This is a genomic window from Jeotgalibaca sp. MA1X17-3 (genome assembly GCF_021513155.1).
Classification (GTDB): domain Bacteria; phylum Bacillota; class Bacilli; order Lactobacillales; family Aerococcaceae; genus Jeotgalibaca.
The window spans coordinates 13096-32836 of record NZ_CP090983.1; the positions used below are offsets into that span (position 1 = coordinate 13096).

Sequence of the window (19741 nt, forward strand, 5' to 3'; positions counted from 1 at the left end):
ATTAATGAAATTATAACCTTATGTTTTTGTTTCGTCAAGGTGTTTCAAAGAAACTCTTGTCCAATATGACTTTTGTTTATTAATTAAAAATGATAAAACGTTTACAAATCTCATCCTATTGTTATTTACCTAAATTTAATTTTTATATTCTTTTTTCAAAGAAAATAAACAGTAGTTGAATAATCCTAATTCATCCCTTATATTATAAGTAGTTATGGTATGTTTTTAAAAAAGGAGAATGAAAATGGGATCTATTCAAAGAAGAGAGTCATATTTTGATGGTGGATTAGCCAGTTTAATCGTTTGGAGTATTTTAGGAATGATCATCACAACGATTACTTTCGGAATTGCTTATCCATGGGCATTATGTATGGTTTACGGATGGAAAATTAATCACACAGTAGTAGAAGGAAAAAGAATGAAATTCAGAGGTTCTGCGATAGGATTATTTGGTAATTGGATTAAATGGTTATTTTTAACCATTATTACTTTTGGAATCTATGGTTTTTGGGTTTCTATCAAATTAGAGGAGTGGAAAGTACGGAACACTATTTTTGAAGAATAACTATTTTCCTATTATTCTTGCTCTATTTCTTTAAAAAAAGGCCATTAGAAACGTTTTTTCTCAACGTCTCTAACAGCCTTTTTTTATTTCTCCAAATTTATTTATCAAGTTCTAATGCTACAACCATTTCTTCGGTCGCATCTTCTAAAGCAACTGTCTCCACTAGTTCTCCTTGGCAAACCCACCGCATTAAAACATCGTTACTACAGGTTACTAAAGTAATCAGACTTTTATCAGGTACTTCTTCAACCAAATCTACTCGGCTAGGGCTTACACGTTCTAAATAACTAACCTTATAAATAGAAATTTTTTCTAAATCGGTTACGTAAATATAATCTCCAATTTCCATATACTGTACATCGCTAAAAAGCATACCTGGTTGAAGGATATTATGACTAGCTAAAGAATAATTACCTTCTCCAATTTGTTGATCAGCAGTCATCGTTCCTGCTCCTGCATATAAGTTATCATTAGAAAGTCCTTTTAACACTGGTAACCGCAAATCAATAGAAGGAATAGATATTCCACCAATTACAGGTAGATACGTGCGATTACGATATCCTTCCATCACACCATCCCAATCTACTTGTACGGCCTGATCGAAATCAAAGATAGCTGGTTCTTCATTATTTTCACGAATTTCCTCTTTCGTAAAACTAGTCACCTGATTATCTTTTATCGTGTTTTTAATAAGGTAATTTTGAAATGGCTCTTTTAGAAGTAAGAGAATTCCTGCTACAATCATAATGATTGCAATTAAGTTTAGTATTGTTTTCCGTTTCACAGTCCAAACTCCTTTTTATCTATCTATCTGGAGAATGTAGTATGTCTTAAGCTTTTTGGTCACCTAATTCTCTTTCAAATGGATCACGGCTGATTCCTTTTTCCAAAACTTCTCGTACATATTCTTTAGCAGAAAACAAACTATGATCTCGATAATTCCCACATTCTTTAGCAGTGACTGCTGGTACCACTTCTGTTTTTAGAACTTGTTCTAATGTTTTTTCCAAAGCCTGAGCAATCTCTTCTGGTGTAGACTCTTCCCACTTAATACAGTAAAACCCTGTCCGACAACCCATTGGTGAAATATCAATAATTCCCGGTAAATAATCACGCATGTAGGTAGCTAGTAAATGTTCGAGTGTATGCAACGCTCCTGTAGGAAAGGCTTCTTGATTCGGTTGTAAAAACCGCAAATCAATTTTTTGAATGATACTACCCTTTTCATCGTGCTCTACACCTGCAACTCGTACATATGGTGCTTTTACCGCGTTATGATCTAATTGAAAACTTTCTACTTTTGCCATTTTATATAAACCCCTTGTCTTTTTGTACTTGTCTTTCGCATTTTAACAAAAAATAAGGAGAAAAGCCATCACTCTAAACTATAGATGGTAAGTCTTATTTGACAAATCAAAATAGAAAAGAGAAAATGCTACCAGATGAAAAGAGATAGGGGAATAACTATGGGTTATCAAACATTATTATTTGACTTGGATGATACATTACTTGATTTTAAAGCGGCAGAAAAAAATGCACTGACCATTCTTTTAGAAGAAACCGGTGTGGAACCCGTTACAGAAAATATTCAGCAGTACTCTAAAATTAATCAACGCTTTTGGAATCTATATGAAAAAGGAAAAATTGATCGAGATAGATTATTATCCCAGCGTTTTGAAGACTTCTTTGGAATTCACGGACAAAACGTTGATGGTGCTGAAATGGATCGTCGTTTTCGCTCCCATCTAGAAGAAGGACATTTCTTAATAGATGGCTGCGTAGAACTATTAGATGAATTAAAACAATCTTTTGAACTATATGCAGTCACAAATGGCGTTTCTAAGACTCAATACCGTCGCTTAACAGATTCAGGTTTACTACCATACTTTAAAAATATTTTTGTTTCAGAAGATACCGGATATCAAAAACCGATGCCAGAATACTTTGATTATGTTTTCCACCGAATCCCTGCCTTTTCTCACTCAAACGCTTTAATTATCGGAGATTCTTTAACTTCTGATATTACAGGTGGTAATAAAGCAGGAATTGATTCTTGTTGGTTCAATCCAGAGAAACAAGAAAACTTATTAAATATTGAACCTACTTATCAAATTCAACGATTATCTGAATTACATCATATTTTAGGGTAATTTTAAAAATAGACCTATCATCTATTATATATTTTTAAAAAAGGGTTGGGACAAAAGTCCCAGCCCTTTTCCTACGTTTAGTCAAGTGATATCTGCCTAATAATTATCTATCCGTATGAATTTCTTAAACTCTCCCTTGGAGAGTAGGTTTAGGGTTACGCTTGATAGGAAGATAGGCATGCCAAATAAACATCCCTTTTTCTATTTTTTTGTGGGGTGTTGTGTTATATTAAAACTGTTGATGGGCCCTTAGAGGCCGTGTACGCATAGTCGTACTTCGTATGGTTCCTAACCATGGAATGCATACATTTTAGTAGTTTGTTCATGCAGGCTACGACTGCAACCTTATCCTTTTTGGGGATGGGTTGCTTTTTTAATTTGTAGTAATAATCTACGATATGGTTCGGGGCAGCTCTCTGTTGGCGAACCATGTTTCGTACGCAAAAAAACAGTATTTTCCTTCCTTTCGGATTGCCGCGTTTATTGATGTGGTCCTTGCCAATATAGTTTCCTGATTGGTACCTACGGATATCAATGCCCACAAAAGCATTCAGTTGATTGGATGTTTCGAATCGTCGAATGTCCCCCAGTTCTCCAATCAATAAGGCTGAGGACAATTCACCGATTCCTGGGATTGTGATGTATAAATCGTGTTCCGGTAGTTCCCTCGCCATTGCGATCATCTGGCTTTTGAGTGCCTCCTTTTGGAGGAGCAGGTCTTGGAGCTTTTCCGCATAGTAGCTCGTCTTTTGACAGTGAACACTGTTTTCAGCAACGGCTGGATAAGCCTCCTGTGCCAGAACGGTTAATTCTTCCGCCTTCTTGCGGGCCCGGTTTTCGGAGATGTTCTTCCTGGTTGATTTGATGAGCAAGTTTTTGATTTTAGTCGGTGTGGACCGCAAGACCAGATCGGGGTGTGGGAACTGACTGATCACGGTGAGGGCGTAGAGGTTGATTTGGTTCGAAAAGAACTGTTCCAACTCCGGAAATACCAGCTGGAGACAGTTGTGCAAGTGCATACGCGTGCGCTTGATTTCTTCCTCCACCTCTTGGTAGAAGCGGGATAAATCGCGCAGGTCTTGATAGACATCTTCCTGGACCACCTTCGGTGTCCGTCTTTTCCCGGCATGGGTTTGCGCCAACTTATGGGCGTCTTGTTTGTCGGTCTTCCAGCTCCTTAACGTGTCTTCCTCCATCTGTTTCTTGGCTTGGAGTGGGTTTAGTAGGGTATAGGAGAGGTCATTCTTTTGGCAGAAGGCTTCCACTGGTCGGGAATAAACGCCTGTCGCTTCAAAAACCATATCAGGGACTCGCGGCAGGTTCCGGATTTCATTCAGTAAGATGCCAAAACCTGTTCTTGTATGAGCAATGATGCCTTCCCACAAGCAGGTATTGCCTTCATAGATGACAGCGTAACTTTTCTTCATGGAAACATCTAGTGCGACTACAAACATTTTTTTCTCCTCGCTTTCTCGTTTAATTTAAAAGACCTTCACTGATTCATTCCGATTCCCATTTCCTTTACACGGACTCTTGGTCCCACATACTTAAACCTGATTCTGAAATGACAGTGAAGGAGCTCGGTTTTTAATTCGGACTCGGGGTCCTTAGGGCTACGGTCGAGCTTCCTTTCACCACAACTATATCCGAAAAAAAGAAAATAGTAGGCAGGAACCCCCGTCGGGGTTTCTACCTACTAATCTTAGTATGTTTCTTATTTCTTAATCATTCCTTTTATTATTTTTCTACTTCTTTTCTCTTTGAAAAGAATAAAGCCAAAGCACCACCAACTAATAAAAGAGTACCTGCTATTTTTGCAAAAGAAGTAACGATACCGGTATCTGGTAAATGTTCTTCTTTCTTCTCCTTTTCTTCTTTATCTTCTTCTTTGCTCATTCCATTTTCTGATGACTCTTCATTTTTATCATCTGAGCTAGAGGGAGCTTCCTCTGGTTTCTGTTCCTCAGAAGGAGTTTCTCCTGGCTTCTCGCTTCCTTCTGCCTCACTTGGAAGGTCATTACCTTTATCAGGTACTTCTTCTCCTTCTGGGGCTTCAGGGTCAATTGGATCTTTAGGTTCTTCCGGCTTTTCTGGTTTTTCCGGTTTTTCCGGTCCAACTGGCTCTTCCAATTCTGGAGCAATAAAAGCTAAGAATGGTCCCCAAATAATATTCCCTTCTTTATCTCGTTCAAATGGAATATATTCTAAACTTTCAAAGTTTTTATCCGAAAGTTCAATTCCAGTTTGATTTACTGACTTCTCTCCATCAAAGAAATAATTATTATTGGCTATGAGATGAGTAGGATAAGAATCTTTTCCATCATAATCTTTCTGGTACGAAACAAATCCGTCTATTGTAAAATCAACAGGAATGTGTGGATAAGTAGTAAAGCTTAGATTACGTCCTAAGTTATTAAAGGAAATGTTATCGTATGCTTCCACACCTGGATTACTATTACTAGTGAACCCATCTGCTAAGTTTCCAAAAGCCATACTATTACGGATTACATGAGGTACATGAATCCCTTCTCCACCTAGTTTAAATCCATTTCCATCTCCACGACCATCATAGTCATAAGAAACGAAACCATTATCAAAAGCGATACTATCTTCAATTAAAACCGCTCCAATTTTACCGCTTCCTGCTTTTGTATATAAATCCCAGCCATCATCGATATTATTATAAGCCATACATCCACGGAAAACATTTCCTACTCCTGAAGTTAATTTTGCAGCAAATCCATCTGCATTATTATCGGAAGGGTCACGGTTATCAAATGAGTTACAGTTCAGAATTAAATTATGTGAGGGCCAATCTTCAATATTAGCTGATTGGTCCGTTCGACTAATCTGTAGTCCTGTATCTCCATTCTCATAAAAATTTGCCTGTTCAATTACGTTATGACTTCCTCCAACGATAAAGCCACGTGTATTAGGAGCACTTCGACGGAAATCAATCCCTTTTATGTGCCAATAGTCTCCACTTAAGATAACCCCTTCTGTTTTTCGATCAAAATCTAATACGGGGTTAGCTTCTTCAGCTGCTATTAAATATTTCATAGCTTCTTTCGTTCCATCATTATACTTTTCAATATTTAGATGAGAACTACGAAGATAGACACCATCATGAACAATTATTTTTTGACCTGGAAGAACGAATTCCACTGCTGTATCCAGGCTTAATGGATCTTCAATCGTTCCAGTTGAACCATATTTCCCCTCTGGTGAAACATGAATATCTCCTTGATACGTTCTATTTTCAACTGTGAAATTTTTGACTACCTTGTCATAAGAAGTTAGAAATTGGGTATCCTCTGGTAAGAAAGATATACTAAAATTCGTAAAGCCTTTCTGAATTTCTACGGGGATATTTACCTCATTGCCAGCTAAGACTTCTAAGTCAGCTTTTAGAACCTCTTGACTTTTTTTGACTGTAACCGTTCCGTCAACATTTGCTAAGAAACGTAGCTGATAATCATTTAAAGGCGTTTTATCTAAAGAGGTTATCGTTACATTAGGCTCTACTGCTATAGCAGGAGGATTTACTTTTGGAGCATCTGTTGCTGCCTTTGTTACTGTAAAATTAATATCACTAACCTCGATTGTAGCTAATCGAGCAGTATAAAAACCAACATATAGTTTAGAATCTTGTGTTTGTAAAATTTCTGGTTCAAAAATTATTTCTTCTTCCCCATTATTCAAGCTTCCTACATAACCACTATTGGTTTTCTTTAATGTTAAACGGTGCATACCAGTTGGTTTACTTTCTTCCAACATTATATTTTTAATTCCTTGGCTTCCAGCTCCATCTGGAGTATCCACACCTGTCCGAGCAAACAACTGAATCCCATTCGGATTACGAGTGGAACCGCTAAATCCACCTATTGCAGCAATATTTGAAGCAAAAACACTAGAATCATTTGCATTGCCAATAGCATCCCGAGCCATAATCCCAAAGGATTCCTGTCCATCGTGGGGGTCTTTGGCATAATTTTTAACATCAATATTTGCTGAGAGTACAAAATTATCTTCTTTTGCATCTATCTCCGTGTAATAGAAGGAAATTCCATCGTGATCTCCAGTAATTTTCCCACCGCCTTCTAAAGCTACCACTTTAATTGTTCCGTTATTTTGAACTTCTACATAATTTTTTTCCTGATTGGATGACTGTCCAAATCGAATCGTTTTCCATTCAAGGGTAACAGGATCAATAACAGAAACTTGTAATTCTATTGGTTTAATATACTTATCTTTTGCATGTATCTTAATAGCATACGTTCCTTTTTTATCTAACGTAGGTACCTCTAAAGAATACTCTGATTCTGGAAGTTCTTCTGTATCTCCATTATCATATTCTTTTGCAAGCACTAGCCCCTCTTTATCAAAAGACTCTCCTACTGTGTAGGTAGTTTTTGGATAGCTTGTTACTGTAATTCCAATCATTTCCTTTTCTTTGACTGTCAATTCAAGTTGGACCTCTTTTCCTTTATACATGAAAGAAATTGTTTTATTTCCAGCCGTTGTTGTATCTAATTCCGAAGTGGTAAAGTCTCCTTTCATTAGGCGTACTTTTGTCCCATCACTATAATGAGCATAAATTACCAATCCATCTAAATCTATTTCATCGCCCAAATAATAAACAGTAATTTCTGGCTTTTGAGTAATTTCTAATTTTGTTAAAGAAGCATCATGTACTTCTATTGAAAAAGAAATCTTTGCTTCTGGAGTTTCTGTAGAAGTAATCACTACATTTTGTTTTCCTGCTTTTGTAAAAAATTCTTCTACTTCAAATTTATATAATTCTCTTTCCAAAATAGCAGTTTCCCCATTATTATAAGTTGCCTCTACGACTAGTCCATCTTCTTCAAATTGATCTCCTAAATAATAATTAGTCCGAGCAGGAAGATAGACGATATTCATGTCCACAACAGTAAGTGCATCGATTGTAATGGGTACTTGTCTCGTTTTTCCACCATAATGAACGGTGATCACATTTTCACCAGCTTGACTGCTATTGAATCCGGTAATAATGATATCAGATACATCCACATTTTCAATGGTTCCATCAGAATAATGAGCTGTTACATTGAATCCCTCTATATCTAGTTTTTCATTCACTAAATAAGTTGTTTTCATTTGATCTGTATTTACTTCTAGAGAAGAAATGGTTCGAGTGTCTACTTGAATACTAAAATCTTGGAAAGTAACTTCTGCATCGCGAGCTACAAAAAGGCCGGCGTGCACGTTACCAGAAAATAATTCATCCATAGATACTGTTTCTTCTACTCCATTTACGTTTAATACATATACTTCCCCGAGCTTTTTAATGGAAAGGTCATATTCTTCTCCAGTACTAGGCATATTGATTCCATCTATCGCATCCAATTTTGTTTGTCCATCTGCTTGTTTGTAGAACCCTTTCATAACCGTATCCAAAGCACCAACTGCTATATAATTTGAACTGGATGTCATTGAATCACCATGCTCAGCAACTTCATCGCGAAGCATAATCCCAAAAGATTTTTGATTAGGAGTACTGATTCCAGCCGTCTGATTAAATTGTTTAACAATGGCTTTAGCCTTTACTTCAAAGTTAGCTTCAGCGGGAAGGGTATCGAAATAATAGGAGATTCCTTCATCACTTGAAGATATTTTCCCACCAGTAGCAACCATTGTAATGGATCCGTCTTCATGAAAAACGGGTGGTTCATTCTTGTTAGAAGAAGTATTGCTTCCAAAAGCACTAAATTGCCAATCGCCTATTTCTGGAATAATCTCTTCTTCGATTTCTAATGAAATATTACTGTAAACGACTTCTGTGTTTCTGGAAGTAAATAATCCTGCATAATGAATTTCTCCAGTATAATCTTCTATCATAATCTGTTCATCATCAATCTCTAATATAATAAGAGAACCCATTTTTTTCATTTTTAATTCATAGGTACTACCATTTTCTGGCATATTAAACATTTGACTTAATTCAATTTTTTCTAATGCAGTTCCTTGCCTGGCAAAGGCTTTCAATGTTTTATCTAATGCACCTATTGATAGATGATTGCCGTTTGCATACTCTGTTCCATGCAAATCTTCATAAACCTCATCACGAAGCATCATTCCAAAAGAAACTTGATTATTGGAATCAAAGGAAACTACAGATGCCGTTACAGAGAATTCAAAGTTGGCATCTTCTGGAATATCTTGAAAATAATAAGCAATACCATCTGTTGAACTTGATATCTTTCCCCGATTATTAGAACTACGCATCCTTACTGATCCATCTTCATTTTCAGTAATTTCAAAGTTTTCAGAATTAATTTTATCTTGACCACCTACGTCCCCAAAAATATTCCCGTTCCAATTACTAGAAATAGAAGTTATTGGACCTTCTTTATCATCCATCAAAGCCTCAATGGTATCGGTTACATTTTCTTCTGAAATAATTTCTTCTGTGTTTATTTCATCTGTACTTTCTGTTTCTGTTGCGAGAACTGTAAGAGGTAATACAGGCTGTAAGAGTAGTAAGGTCGATAAAAAAATTTTACTCTGTTTCACAAAATGTTTTCTTGTCAAATCCGTTCCTCCTTATAATTTTTCATATAGTCCATCTAAACATAGCCAGTCCTTCTATCTCCCTTCTCCAGTAAAATAAGTTTAGATGAAGAAGAAAGTCTCATAAAAGTTAATCATGTAAACCCTTACGAAGTCCTTTCTTACTAATCTTAAGCTACCTCTCGCATTCCAAACATAATCACTTCCTTAGATAAGATTGAAATAAAGATTACAAGCGATATTTTAAAGAATAATTTACATTTTATAACGAAAAAAGTTATGATAGAGAAGATAGCAATTTAGTAGAGGAGGAAGCTTCATGCAATATTATATTAAGCAACAAATTTTTTCTTGGAATGATCGATTTACAGTAAAAGATCATTTTGGCAATGATATTTATTTTGTAGAAGGTGCATTTTTTTCATGGGGAAAAAAGCTTAGTATGTCCGATTCTTTTGGAAATGAAGTTCTTTATATAAAACAAAATATTTGGAATTTCCTTCCAAATTATTCTTTATTTATAGGGGATGAAGAAATTGCAACTGTGAGAAAAGAATTATCTTTTTTCCGTCCCAACTACTCTATTCAAGGTCCTAATTGGGATGTTGATGGTTCTGTATGGGCTCATGATTACCAAATTTTGAATAACAACGAATTAATTGCTACCGTAAGTAAAGAATGGTTTACTTGGGGTGACTCCTATTCCCTTGATATTCATGATGAAAATCATTCTTTATTAGCTCTTGGAATCATTATTGTCATTGACTGTGTAATGGCAGCACAACAATCGTCTAGCACTTAGTATTTTTTATAAAAGAATACAAAAAACAAACCTTCCAAAAGAATCTTTGGAAAGTTTGTTTTTTTAAAATTAAACTTCTAAGTAGTCATACAAAGACATAGCTGCAAAAAGAAAAGCACCTACACCATGTAAATCATCAATCGAAGTCGGGCGATTTACATAGTAATCATATAATCCTGCAGATGTACCAATACAAATCCCTTTCACGTGAAGTTTATCTCCATTTTCTTCAGTCATATGTTCCAATAAACCTTCAAACCCTTTAAACAGATTTTCTTCATATTTTTCATCTATATAACCATGTTGTAACGCCTTCGCCATCGTATATAAATACAGGGAAGAACTAGATGATTCTAGCCAATTATCTTCCTGATCTCCTTTGTCTACCATCTGATACCAAAGACCACTCTCTTCATCCTGGAATCGGACTACATTTTCAATATATTTTGCAATCTCACCTGGTAATTCTTCTTGGCCTTGATACGTATCACCAATTGCTTCCAAAATATCAATTAAAGCAGTTCCATACCAACCAACTGATCTCCCCCAAAACTCAGGAGAACAACCTGTTTCTGGATTTGCCCAAGGCTGAATTTTTTTCTCATCCCAAGCATGGTACAACAATCCCGTTTCTAGATCAGTCATATGTTTACGCATCAATTTTTCTTGATAAAGCACTAAAGAGATTAAATCTTTTTCATGAAATTGGTTTGCATATTTTACTAGGAAAGGTCCTGCCATATATAATCCATCCAACCACATTTGATATGGGTATTTATCTTTATGCCAGAAGCCATTTTCAGAAGTGCGATTCACAGTGTCAATAATACTACGTAGTTTTCGAGCAGCAATCATATATTTCTCATGACCGGTTTCTTCATACAGTTTGAATAGTAAGATTCCTACTTGAATAGAGTCCAATTGATCTCTTTCATAAACGAAATTTCCTTCATTATCAATTAATTCATCATAGTATCCTTTTATATAATCAAAGTATTCAGCATTGCCTGTAGCTTCCCAAACTTGTAGCATTCCCATTAAAAATACACTTTGGTGATAGTGAAATCTCATTGCTGGCGGTAACTCTGCAGGAGTATATTTCTCCATCAACGTTCGACAAGATTTCTCTGCAACCTCTAGTACTTTTTCTTTTGTCAAGTGTGTTGTATGATTCATCATTGGCATTTTCTCCTCTAATTTTTCATTTTTTATTTATTTCTTTAAAAACAGATTGGGGTTGGGACAAATGTCCCAGCCCCTTTTCTGTATATTTTATAATGATTAAGTACTTTCTTATTCAAAAGCATCCTTGTATTTTGCTGCAGAGGCTTCAATTGATTCTGCCCATTCGGCTAAGAATTCTTCTACAGTCATGTCACCAGCCATTACAGACTGAATACCTGCATCTACTTGGTTATCCAAGATAGAACGATAGTCTGGTAGGTAGAATGGCGGCTCATATAATTCAGTAGTTGGATCGTCATAAACAGAGAACGCAACTTTCAAGTGTTGTGCATCTTGAATCCAGGCTTGATCCATTACATCACTATTAGTAGGAATTTGGCCTACTTTTTCATTCCAGTAACTTTGACTTTCAGCATTATTCAAAAATTCAGCTAGTTTGAAAGCTTCTTCGGGGTGTTCCGTACCAGCAAATAGAGAAATACCAATTGTATTTCCACCTTCTACTACATAGTTCCCTTTTTCAGATTTTGGAAGTGGAATAGCTTCAAATTGATCTGGCTCCAACGCCTTGCTATGTTCACCAAATGAACCAATATTGTGGTGTACCATCGCTGCTTTTCCAGTATCAAAAGTTGCTACCATTTCTTTATAGCCATTCGTAATATCACTTTGTGGTGTGTTCTTTTGATATAATTCAAAGTATTTTTTCAAAAAATCTACGTGCATTGGATCGTCAATCGTCGCTTGACCATCTTCTTTTACATAGTCTGTAATTCCTGAATACGCATACATCAGACGTTGCAACTGTAATGATCCACCAGCTCCACCGCGAATCGTGTATCCATATACGTCATCGGTCGTCATTTCATCTACATCTTTAAAGAATTCATCCCATGTTTCTGGAGCTTCAATTCCAGCTTCTTTGAATAGGTCCTCACGAATCCAGATAATATCTAGATTTTGTGTATACGGAATTCCATACAATCCGCCATCACGAACGATTTCTTTATTGAAGTCGATTGCTCCTTGGTTAATTTTTCCATTTAGATCAGAATCTTTAAACAAATCATCTAGCGGATACAATGCTTCTCGAATGGAATATTCTGGTAACCAACTTGTTTGAATAGAAGCTACATCCGGAGTATCTTTAGCTGCAATTGCTGCATCAATTTTTGATTTTGCATCATTTTTTGGTAAACCAAAGTATTCTACTGTAATATTTTCATTTTCATCTTCAAAACGAGAAATCAGTTCTTCCCATATAGGTGTTCGATCCGGACCAGCATTTTCATCCCAGAATGAAAGTTTTACTTTTTCAGTACTAACTGTCTCTTTACTGGATGATATCGCTGTATCTGTACTAGGTGCTTCACTCGTACTTCCACTATCAGCCGTTCCTCCTGTATTTCCGCCTCCACATGCAGCTAGCAACATTGCACTTGCAAGTGTAATCCCAAATACTTTTCTTTTTCCTGTGAACATTTCTTTACCCCCTATTTTTTTTAGCCTTTTACAGCTCCGCCCATTCCATTTACTAAATGTTTTTGAGCAATTGAAAACAGAATAATGGATGGGATTAAAGCAATAATACTACCTGCTGCAAGAGCACCGTAGTTTACATTAAATTCTCCCATCATGAAACTTAATCCAACTGGCAAAGTAAATTTCCCTTGATTGTTTGTAAGCATCAACGCCAGTAAGAATTCGTTCCATGCATATACAAATATATTTACGCTGGTAGCAACAATTCCCGGAATCAAAAGAGGTAGAATAACTTTTGATAATGTTTGCATTCTGGTCGCTCCATCTATAGAAGCAGCTTCTTCTAATTCTTTTGGAATATTAGCAATAAATCCACTCATTAGAATAGCATTGAAAGGAACTTGTACCGCCGAATAAATTAATATCAAAGATAGTGGATTACTAATTAACCCTAAATTACTAAAGATGATAAACAAAGGAATAATTAACATAGAACGAGGAATGAACTGAGTCATCAAAAGTAAAAGCATGAATGCTCGTTTGCCTTTAAACTCATATCGTCCTAAAGCATATCCTGCCAAGATGGACATCAGAACTGTAAAAATTACGGTGCTGACTGCTACTAAAAAGCTATTGCCAAAATACGTATCAAAACCTACATCCGTCCAAGCATTAACAAAGTTATCTGTCGTAATACTACTAGGGAAGTATTGAACGGGTGTGCGAATAATATCGCCTTCTGGTTTAAATGCTGTGTTTAATGTCCAATAAATTGGAAAAACAGTCCAGACTAACATAAGTGTCATGGGAAGTTGAAACGTTAGAAACCGATCTACTTTCCTATTTTTTGTAAACATATTCTACTCCTCCTCAAATCCTGAAATCTTCAGATACACCGCTGCTACAATGGTTAAAATAATGAAGGCAACTACCGTTAAGGCAGAACCATAACCAAAGTTGGTTCCATGTACTGCTGTATTAGCAATGTACATAGCATACGTAGTCGTTGAATGGGCAGGACCACCACCTGTTAAGTTGTACAACAGGTCGACATTATTAAATTCCCAAACTGTACGTAAAAGCGTTGTCAAAACAATCGTCCGTTTCAGTTGAGGTAAAGTGATATAAACAAGTTGCTGGAAACGTGATGCTCCATCTACTCTTGCTGCTTCATACAAATCTACCGGGATATTTTGTAAAGAAGCAAGTAAGGTAACAGCAAAGAAAGGAAGTCCGCGCCACAGTTCTGCAATAACAACTGCTACAAAAGCGCTGCCTGTGCTTGCTAGAAACGCAAGTGGTCGATCAATGATTCCTAATCTCATAAGAATGTCATTAAATACACCCATATGCTCGTTATACATTAACATCCACATTACTGAAGTTAAAACTCCTGAAATTGCCCATGGAATAAATGCAACGGCTCTAATTAATCCTCTTAATCTAAATGTTTGATTTAAAAGTAGTGCAATACCTAATCCAAAAGTTAACTGCAAAATTACTTGAGACAGAACCCATTTCGCACTATTCCATAAGCTAGGAAGAAACAGCTTGTCTTGGGTAAATATTCTAATATAATTATCTAACCCTGCAAACCCATCGTAGAATGGTGCTGAGATATCATAATTTTGAAAACTGTAGTAAAAAACAGTTGCCATTGGATAAAATAGAAAAGCAACGACCATTATTAAAGCAGGCGCTAAAAGTAAGTACGGAACCCAGTTCACTTTTGGCTTGATTGTTTTTTTAGAATTAAATGTTACATTTGTTTTACTGATTGTATTTTCCATTGTCTTCCCTCCTATAAAAAGGATAACAGAAAGCGCTTTCTATAAAAATCCAATATCTTTTGATGATTGTATAATTCCTTACGATATTCGTGAAAAAAAGTACAATCAGTGTTTTTATGCACATTATTTTCTTTTTTAGTAAGGGTAGTTCCTTATTCTTTACGAAAAGATAATGCTGTTTGTCCTGTATATTTTTTAAAACAGCTACTAAAGTAATGTGAATTTAAAAATCCTATTTCTTCAGCAATTTCATATGTCTTTTTTTCTGTATTTTTTAAGAGTTTTTTGGCTTGCTCCATTCGTAGTTGTAATAAGTACTCCGTAAAGTTAACATTCTTCTCAACTTTAAAAAGATTACTTAAATACGGTGCAGACACATGAATTTCTTGAGCTAGCTTTACTAATGATAAATCAGAATCACAATAATGTTCTTGCATGTATATAATTGCACGATTTACCAAGGGATTAGTAGATGACTGTTCTTTTTGTGATTCTTTTAGAGTTAACCATTGTATAAATAATGGTTCTAAGATTTTTTTAAATTTTCGTGATTATTTGCCTTAAAAATATGTTGAGTGACTGGGTAGATATCCATTAACTGTCCTTCATCTTTTGTTCTTGCATTGATTTCACTCGCAAGAAATAGAACCATCTGTAAGGCTACTCGCTTCGCTTCTTCGAGATGCAAGGTATGAGAAGATACCAATTGATAGATCGTATGCATTCTTACTTTTTCAGAAGAACGATTCGCGTTATTTTCCTTATCCTGTTCTGACTCAAAAGGGAAATAAGATAGTAATGGAGAGGGACGTATTTCTATATCATTTTCTATCTTCATTTTTTCCATTCTTATTTTTGCTTCCATCACTGCAGTCTCTAAGTCTTGCATTTCTGGATAAATAGAAGAATGTGAAAAGTAAGCGGACAAATGATAATCCTCTTCCAATGCTAATGATATTCCTTGTTCTAAGTTTGATAATAATTGACCATCATCTGTTTCCAATGATAAAAAAATAAATACCTCTTGATGTCTAAATGACAGAACTTCAATTTCTCCAGACAAGTTCCATTTACGAGCTAATTGATAAAGGGACATCTCTCCTTTATATGAAGGTATGTTTATATTTATAACTGCAAAAGCTGGTCCCGTTAAAAATATTTGGAGACGAAAAAGTTCATTTTGAATATCCGTAGCTTGTGTAGTTCTACTTGAATAAAGTAGTTGAGATAAAAATTTTTCATGAAGAAGTGGTAGAGATTCTTCTAATTGTTCCCTTTTTTGATGATTCTCACTCCATACTTCTAAAGCTTTTTTAGCTGTTTGAAGTAAATCTGGCATTTGAATAGGTTTTAGAAGATAATCATCTGATTTTACTAGGATTGCTCCATGTAAATAACGAAAATCATCGTAACCAGTCAAAAACACAATTCGAGTATCTATTTTTTCTTTACGGATTTGATTAGCTAACTCGATTCCATCCATAAATGGCATATTAATATCCGTAATGACTAATTGAGGCTTCGTTTCACGAATAACTTCTAACGCTTGTTGTCCATCTGCTGCTTCTCCTACTATTTCTGCATTAATTTCTGCCCAGTTCGATTGAATAATCGTCTTCCGAATAATTCGATCATCTTCTACTACTACAATCCTAAACATTCTTTTCACCTCTTGTTTTAGGTATGCTTATGAAGACTTCTGTATATTCTCCATGTATACTTTCAATTCTAATTCCATACTTATTTCCATATCGGTTTTTAATACGAATATTGACACTTCTTAACCCTACTCCTGTTTCTTCACGAGTATGATCTACTAAAGGTGTATGAACTTCTCTATTTATTTTTTCTAATATTATATCCTCTATACCAGCACCATTATCTCTTACACAAAACAGTAAACTATTTTCTAGTTCCGTTGCTTCAATTATTAACAATCCTTTTTGACGGTTTTGCATTACTCCATGATAGATTGCATTTTCAACAATTGGTTGAAGGGATAACTTTACAATCTCATAAGAATATAATTCTTTAGAGACATTTATTTCATAAGAAAAGAAGTCTCCATATCTCATTTCCATGATATATAAATAGCTTTTAATATTCTTGATTTCTTCTTCAATTGTAATTATTTCTTCTCCTTTACTTAAGCTTGTTCGGAAAAAATCGGAGAGTTTGCTAATCATTTCACTGGCTTCTTCATTTTCTCCCATCTCACATAATCCCTTTATAGAATATAAAGTATTATAAAGAAAGTGAGGGTTAATCTGAGCATGAAGTAAAGCAACTTCTAAGTCTTTTTTCTCTTCTTGTTGAGCAGTCATTTGCTCAATCAAATGTATATTACGATCTGTTAAGGTATTATAGCTTTCATATAAAACGGCTAGTTCCTCTGGTACATCTTTTGACCATTTAAGTTTCTCATGATACGTCTCTGTCGTAAGCATACTTTCTGCTAAGTTTTTTATAGGAGCCGAAATATATCGTCGTACAATTTGTAAAAAGAAAGTAGCTGAAACGGAAAGAATTAAGGAAATTAACAAAAATATCAAAAAGATAACGGACGTGGATTGTAAAAGTGACGTTTTAGGAGAAACGAATACTAATTCCCATTTATTTGTACCTACTGTTCCATTACGCAGCCAATATTTTTCCTTACTATTTAAAGAGATTTCTTGATTTTGTTCATTTAAAGAGTCCTCTTTAAAAAGGTTAAATATTCTTTGATTTAACTCTTGGTTTTCTTCCACTTCTTCAGGCACTAAGTATCCTTTTGGATCTACTAACATCATGTATCCGCCATCCATAGAAGTATCTTGAAGAATATTTTGAATAAAACTAGTCTTTAAATTAACTACCATTAATCCATTCAATGAATTTTGATTTCCATTAAGCAGATATACGATGGATTGAACATCTTGGCTTTGGTCAAAAATTGGATCTTCGTGATTATTTAACCAGAAATAACCCTCATTCGTCTCGTTTTCAAAAGAATAATAAAGTTCTTTCTGAAAGGAAGGACTCACTTCTTGTTGGGTTGATTCAGTAATCAAATAGGCGTCATTTCCTAAATTAATATAGATAGAATCAATAAAATTACTATTTCGGTTATAAAAAAATTCTACTTCCTCTGTCAAACTCAAATAACTTTGTGGTGAGGATTGAATAGAATCATTTAATTTTTCAACGGCAATATTTTGGGTTAGAAAGTAGAATTGTTCAAAAATATCTCGATATAAAAAGGAAAGGTATTCTAGTTTTTGATCTAAAGTCTGTTGCATGTTTGTTTCTGTATTTTTATAAATTTGGTTGTTTGCAACAAAATATAAAATAGAGCCTGTTAATACAACAAACAAAACAATTAACAAAATATAAAAGGCATTTATAGTTGAGCTAAGTGATGAAAATAATCCCTTTTTCTTTAGTTTCATGGACTTTACTCCTTTCCTTTCTATTTTGTATGTTTCTTTTGAATACTCTAATACTTTATTCTTTTTCCATATTCCTAATAAATAAAAGACATACAGCACGACCGTGGCAAGAGCATTGCTCCAAAAGAAGTAGTTATTTGTTGGAGTGGAGTGACAATTGTGATTGCTGCCAACTCATTTGGTCCAATTTTCCCTAACCAAAATGTATCGACAAGATTATATAACGTGTTGACTAAACTACTGAGAATAATGGGCACTGAAAACTGAAGAATGGTAGGAAGAAGTTCTCCCTAACTTTCACTTTAATTAATAAGAAAGAGACTATCCCGGAAAATGCGATAATCTCTCTTCCAATCTTCTTTAATTATTTTTTAAAGTAGCTTACTGCATTGTTGTAACATACATTTTCTACTAATTTTTTTAATAATTCTTCATTTTGAGGGAATTTGCCCAATTCAACTTGTTCACCTATATAGTTACAAAGAATTCTACGGAAATATTCATGACGCGGATAAGAAACAAAACTTCTCGAATCAGTTAACATCCCCACGAAATTCATCAATAAACCATGGTCAGCCAAGGTTTCCATCTGACGTAACATTCCTTGTTCCGTATCATTAAACCACCAGCCGGCTCCAAACTGAACTTTGTTTTTAATACCTTCATCATTCACTTGGAAGTTTGCAACAGCACTTGCGACAATATGATTTTGAGTTGGATTTAAGTTATAAATAATCATTTTTGGCAGTTTTTTGTTTTTTGCCATTGCATTTAAAAGTTGGTTCAAATGACGACCATCTTCCACAGAGTCATGGAGGGAATCAAACCCAACATCTGGACCCAATTTGTTATACCAGTATTCATTGTTATTACGCAATGCTCCAAAATGAATTTGCATAGCCCAACCTTTTTCTTCATACATTTCACCTAAATCGACTAAAATACGAGTTAAATATTGCTCTTTTTCTTTTTTCGTAATAGTCTCTTGATTCAATGCCTTTTGAAAAATAGTTTCTATTTCTTCCTTTGTAGCTTCTTGATAAACCATATTTTCTAATGCGTGATCAGAAGCAAGCGTTCCTCGCTCATCAAAATAATTAACTCGCTGTTGCAGTTGTTCTTTTAATTGTCGATAGGAAGTGAGACGTGTTCCAAAAATAGTCTCCATTCGGTCTAAAAATCCTACAAATCGTTCATCATCAATATGGAAGGCCTCGTCTGGACGGAATGATGGAGCCACTTTCACATGAAAAGAATCATCTTTACTGATCTGATCATGATACTCCAAAGAATCTGTTGGATTATCTGTTGTTCCAATAAAGGTCACATTCGACATCTCAATCAATTTGCGAGCCGTAAGTTTTTTGTCTTTCAAAATTTGATTGGCTTTATCATAAATTTCTTTCCAATTATCTTTAGAAAGAAGGTCATCAATATCAAAGTAGCGTTTTAATTCTAATTGAGTCCAATGAAATAATGGATTTCCAATTGTATTTTCAGCTGTTTCTGCCCATGCTTCGAATTTTTCTTCTGAGGATGCATCTCCAGTAATTTTACGTTCAGGTACTCCATTCGCACGCATCGCACGCCATTTATAATGGTCTCCTGATAGCCAAAGTTCTGTAATATCTTTAAACTCATGATCTTTAGCAATCCATTCTGGAATCAAATGACAGTGATAATCAAAAATCGGCATTTTTTCTGCATAACGATGATATAAATGCTTTCCTGTTTCATTATTCAACATAAAATCTGCATTAATAAATCCCATTCTATCCTTCCTTTCT

General features: G+C 35.0%; 16 protein-coding genes. 3 read left to right on the plus strand and 13 right to left on the minus strand.

Going from position 1 to position 19741, the window contains the following annotated elements:
• Nucleotides 1-244: 244 nt before the first annotated feature.
• Complete coding sequence (locus LZ578_RS00070) at nucleotides 245-565, plus strand: DUF898 domain-containing protein (RefSeq protein WP_235145389.1); 321 nt, start codon at nucleotides 245-247, stop codon at nucleotides 563-565.
• A 97-nt stretch (nucleotides 566-662) separates the two neighbouring features.
• Here the strand turns inward: LZ578_RS00070 and LZ578_RS00075 are convergent, their stop codons facing one another.
• Nucleotides 663-1349 (minus strand): class A sortase, encoded by a 687-nt coding sequence (locus LZ578_RS00075; RefSeq protein WP_235145390.1) that lies wholly within the window; start codon nucleotides 1347-1349, stop codon nucleotides 663-665.
• A 46-nt stretch (nucleotides 1350-1395) separates the two neighbouring features.
• Nucleotides 1396-1872: an S-ribosylhomocysteine lyase gene (locus tag LZ578_RS00080; protein WP_235145391.1), complete on the minus strand. Its 477-nt coding sequence runs from the start codon at nucleotides 1870-1872 to the stop codon at nucleotides 1396-1398.
• 159 nt (nucleotides 1873-2031) lie between these two features.
• Here LZ578_RS00080 and LZ578_RS00085 point away from each other — a divergent pair, with 159 nt between their 5' ends.
• Nucleotides 2032-2715, plus strand: coding sequence for a YjjG family noncanonical pyrimidine nucleotidase (locus LZ578_RS00085; RefSeq protein WP_235145392.1), 684 nt, complete (start codon nucleotides 2032-2034; stop codon nucleotides 2713-2715).
• Nucleotides 2716-2939: 224 nt separating this feature from the next.
• On the opposite strand, the gene LZ578_RS00090 is transcribed toward LZ578_RS00085, so the two are convergent.
• Together LZ578_RS00090 and LZ578_RS00095 are read right to left on the minus strand one after the other, a co-directional pair.
• A complete protein-coding gene (locus LZ578_RS00090; RefSeq protein WP_235145393.1) occupies nucleotides 2940-4169 on the minus strand; it encodes an IS110 family transposase in 1230 nt (409 codons plus the stop codon).
• Between the two features lie 283 nt (nucleotides 4170-4452).
• Nucleotides 4453-9285 carry a bacterial Ig-like domain-containing protein gene (locus LZ578_RS00095; protein ID WP_235145394.1) on the minus strand — a complete coding sequence of 1611 codons (4833 nt, stop codon included), beginning with the start codon at nucleotides 9283-9285 and terminating at the stop codon, nucleotides 4453-4455.
• Between the two features lie 298 nt (nucleotides 9286-9583).
• On the opposite strand from LZ578_RS00095, the gene LZ578_RS00100 reads away from it, so the two are divergent.
• Entirely contained in the window at nucleotides 9584-10066 is a 483-nt protein-coding gene (locus tag LZ578_RS00100) for an LURP-one-related/scramblase family protein (protein WP_235145395.1), read from the plus strand.
• Between the two features lie 69 nt (nucleotides 10067-10135).
• Here LZ578_RS00100 and LZ578_RS00105 read toward each other — a convergent pair whose 3' ends face one another.
• From LZ578_RS00105 to uxaC, 9 genes are all read right to left on the minus strand, one after another.
• Complete coding sequence (locus LZ578_RS00105) at nucleotides 10136-11245, minus strand: glycoside hydrolase family 105 protein (protein ID WP_235145396.1); 1110 nt, start codon at nucleotides 11243-11245, stop codon at nucleotides 10136-10138.
• 114 nt (nucleotides 11246-11359) lie between these two features.
• Complete coding sequence (locus tag LZ578_RS00110) at nucleotides 11360-12733, minus strand: sugar ABC transporter substrate-binding protein (protein ID WP_235145397.1); 1374 nt, start codon at nucleotides 12731-12733, stop codon at nucleotides 11360-11362.
• A gap of 20 nt (nucleotides 12734-12753) precedes the next feature.
• Nucleotides 12754-13590, minus strand: coding sequence for a carbohydrate ABC transporter permease (locus LZ578_RS00115; RefSeq protein WP_235145398.1), 837 nt, complete (start codon nucleotides 13588-13590; stop codon nucleotides 12754-12756).
• A 3-nt stretch (nucleotides 13591-13593) separates the two neighbouring features.
• Nucleotides 13594-14523 carry a carbohydrate ABC transporter permease gene (locus LZ578_RS00120; protein ID WP_235145399.1) on the minus strand — a complete coding sequence of 310 codons (930 nt, stop codon included), beginning with the start codon at nucleotides 14521-14523 and terminating at the stop codon, nucleotides 13594-13596.
• 152 nt (nucleotides 14524-14675) lie between these two features.
• A complete protein-coding gene (locus tag LZ578_RS00125; RefSeq protein WP_235145400.1) occupies nucleotides 14676-14960 on the minus strand; it encodes a helix-turn-helix transcriptional regulator in 285 nt (94 codons plus the stop codon).
• 89 nt (nucleotides 14961-15049) lie between these two features.
• Nucleotides 15050-16183, minus strand: a complete 1134-nt coding sequence (locus tag LZ578_RS00130) for a response regulator (RefSeq protein WP_235145401.1) — start codon at nucleotides 16181-16183, stop codon at nucleotides 15050-15052.
• Nucleotides 16176-17954: a sensor histidine kinase gene (locus tag LZ578_RS00135; RefSeq protein WP_235145402.1), complete on the minus strand. Its 1779-nt coding sequence runs from the start codon at nucleotides 17952-17954 to the stop codon at nucleotides 16176-16178. The genes LZ578_RS00130 and LZ578_RS00135 overlap by 8 nt, the downstream gene beginning before the upstream one ends.
• Nucleotides 17955-18028: 74 nt before the next feature.
• Nucleotides 18029-18211, minus strand: coding sequence for an MATE family efflux transporter (locus LZ578_RS12645; protein WP_396326685.1), 183 nt, complete (start codon nucleotides 18209-18211; stop codon nucleotides 18029-18031).
• 107 nt (nucleotides 18212-18318) lie between these two features.
• Nucleotides 18319-19725, minus strand: a complete 1407-nt coding sequence (uxaC, locus tag LZ578_RS00140; protein ID WP_235145403.1) for a glucuronate isomerase — start codon at nucleotides 19723-19725, stop codon at nucleotides 18319-18321.
• Between the last annotated feature and the right edge of the window lie 16 nt (nucleotides 19726-19741).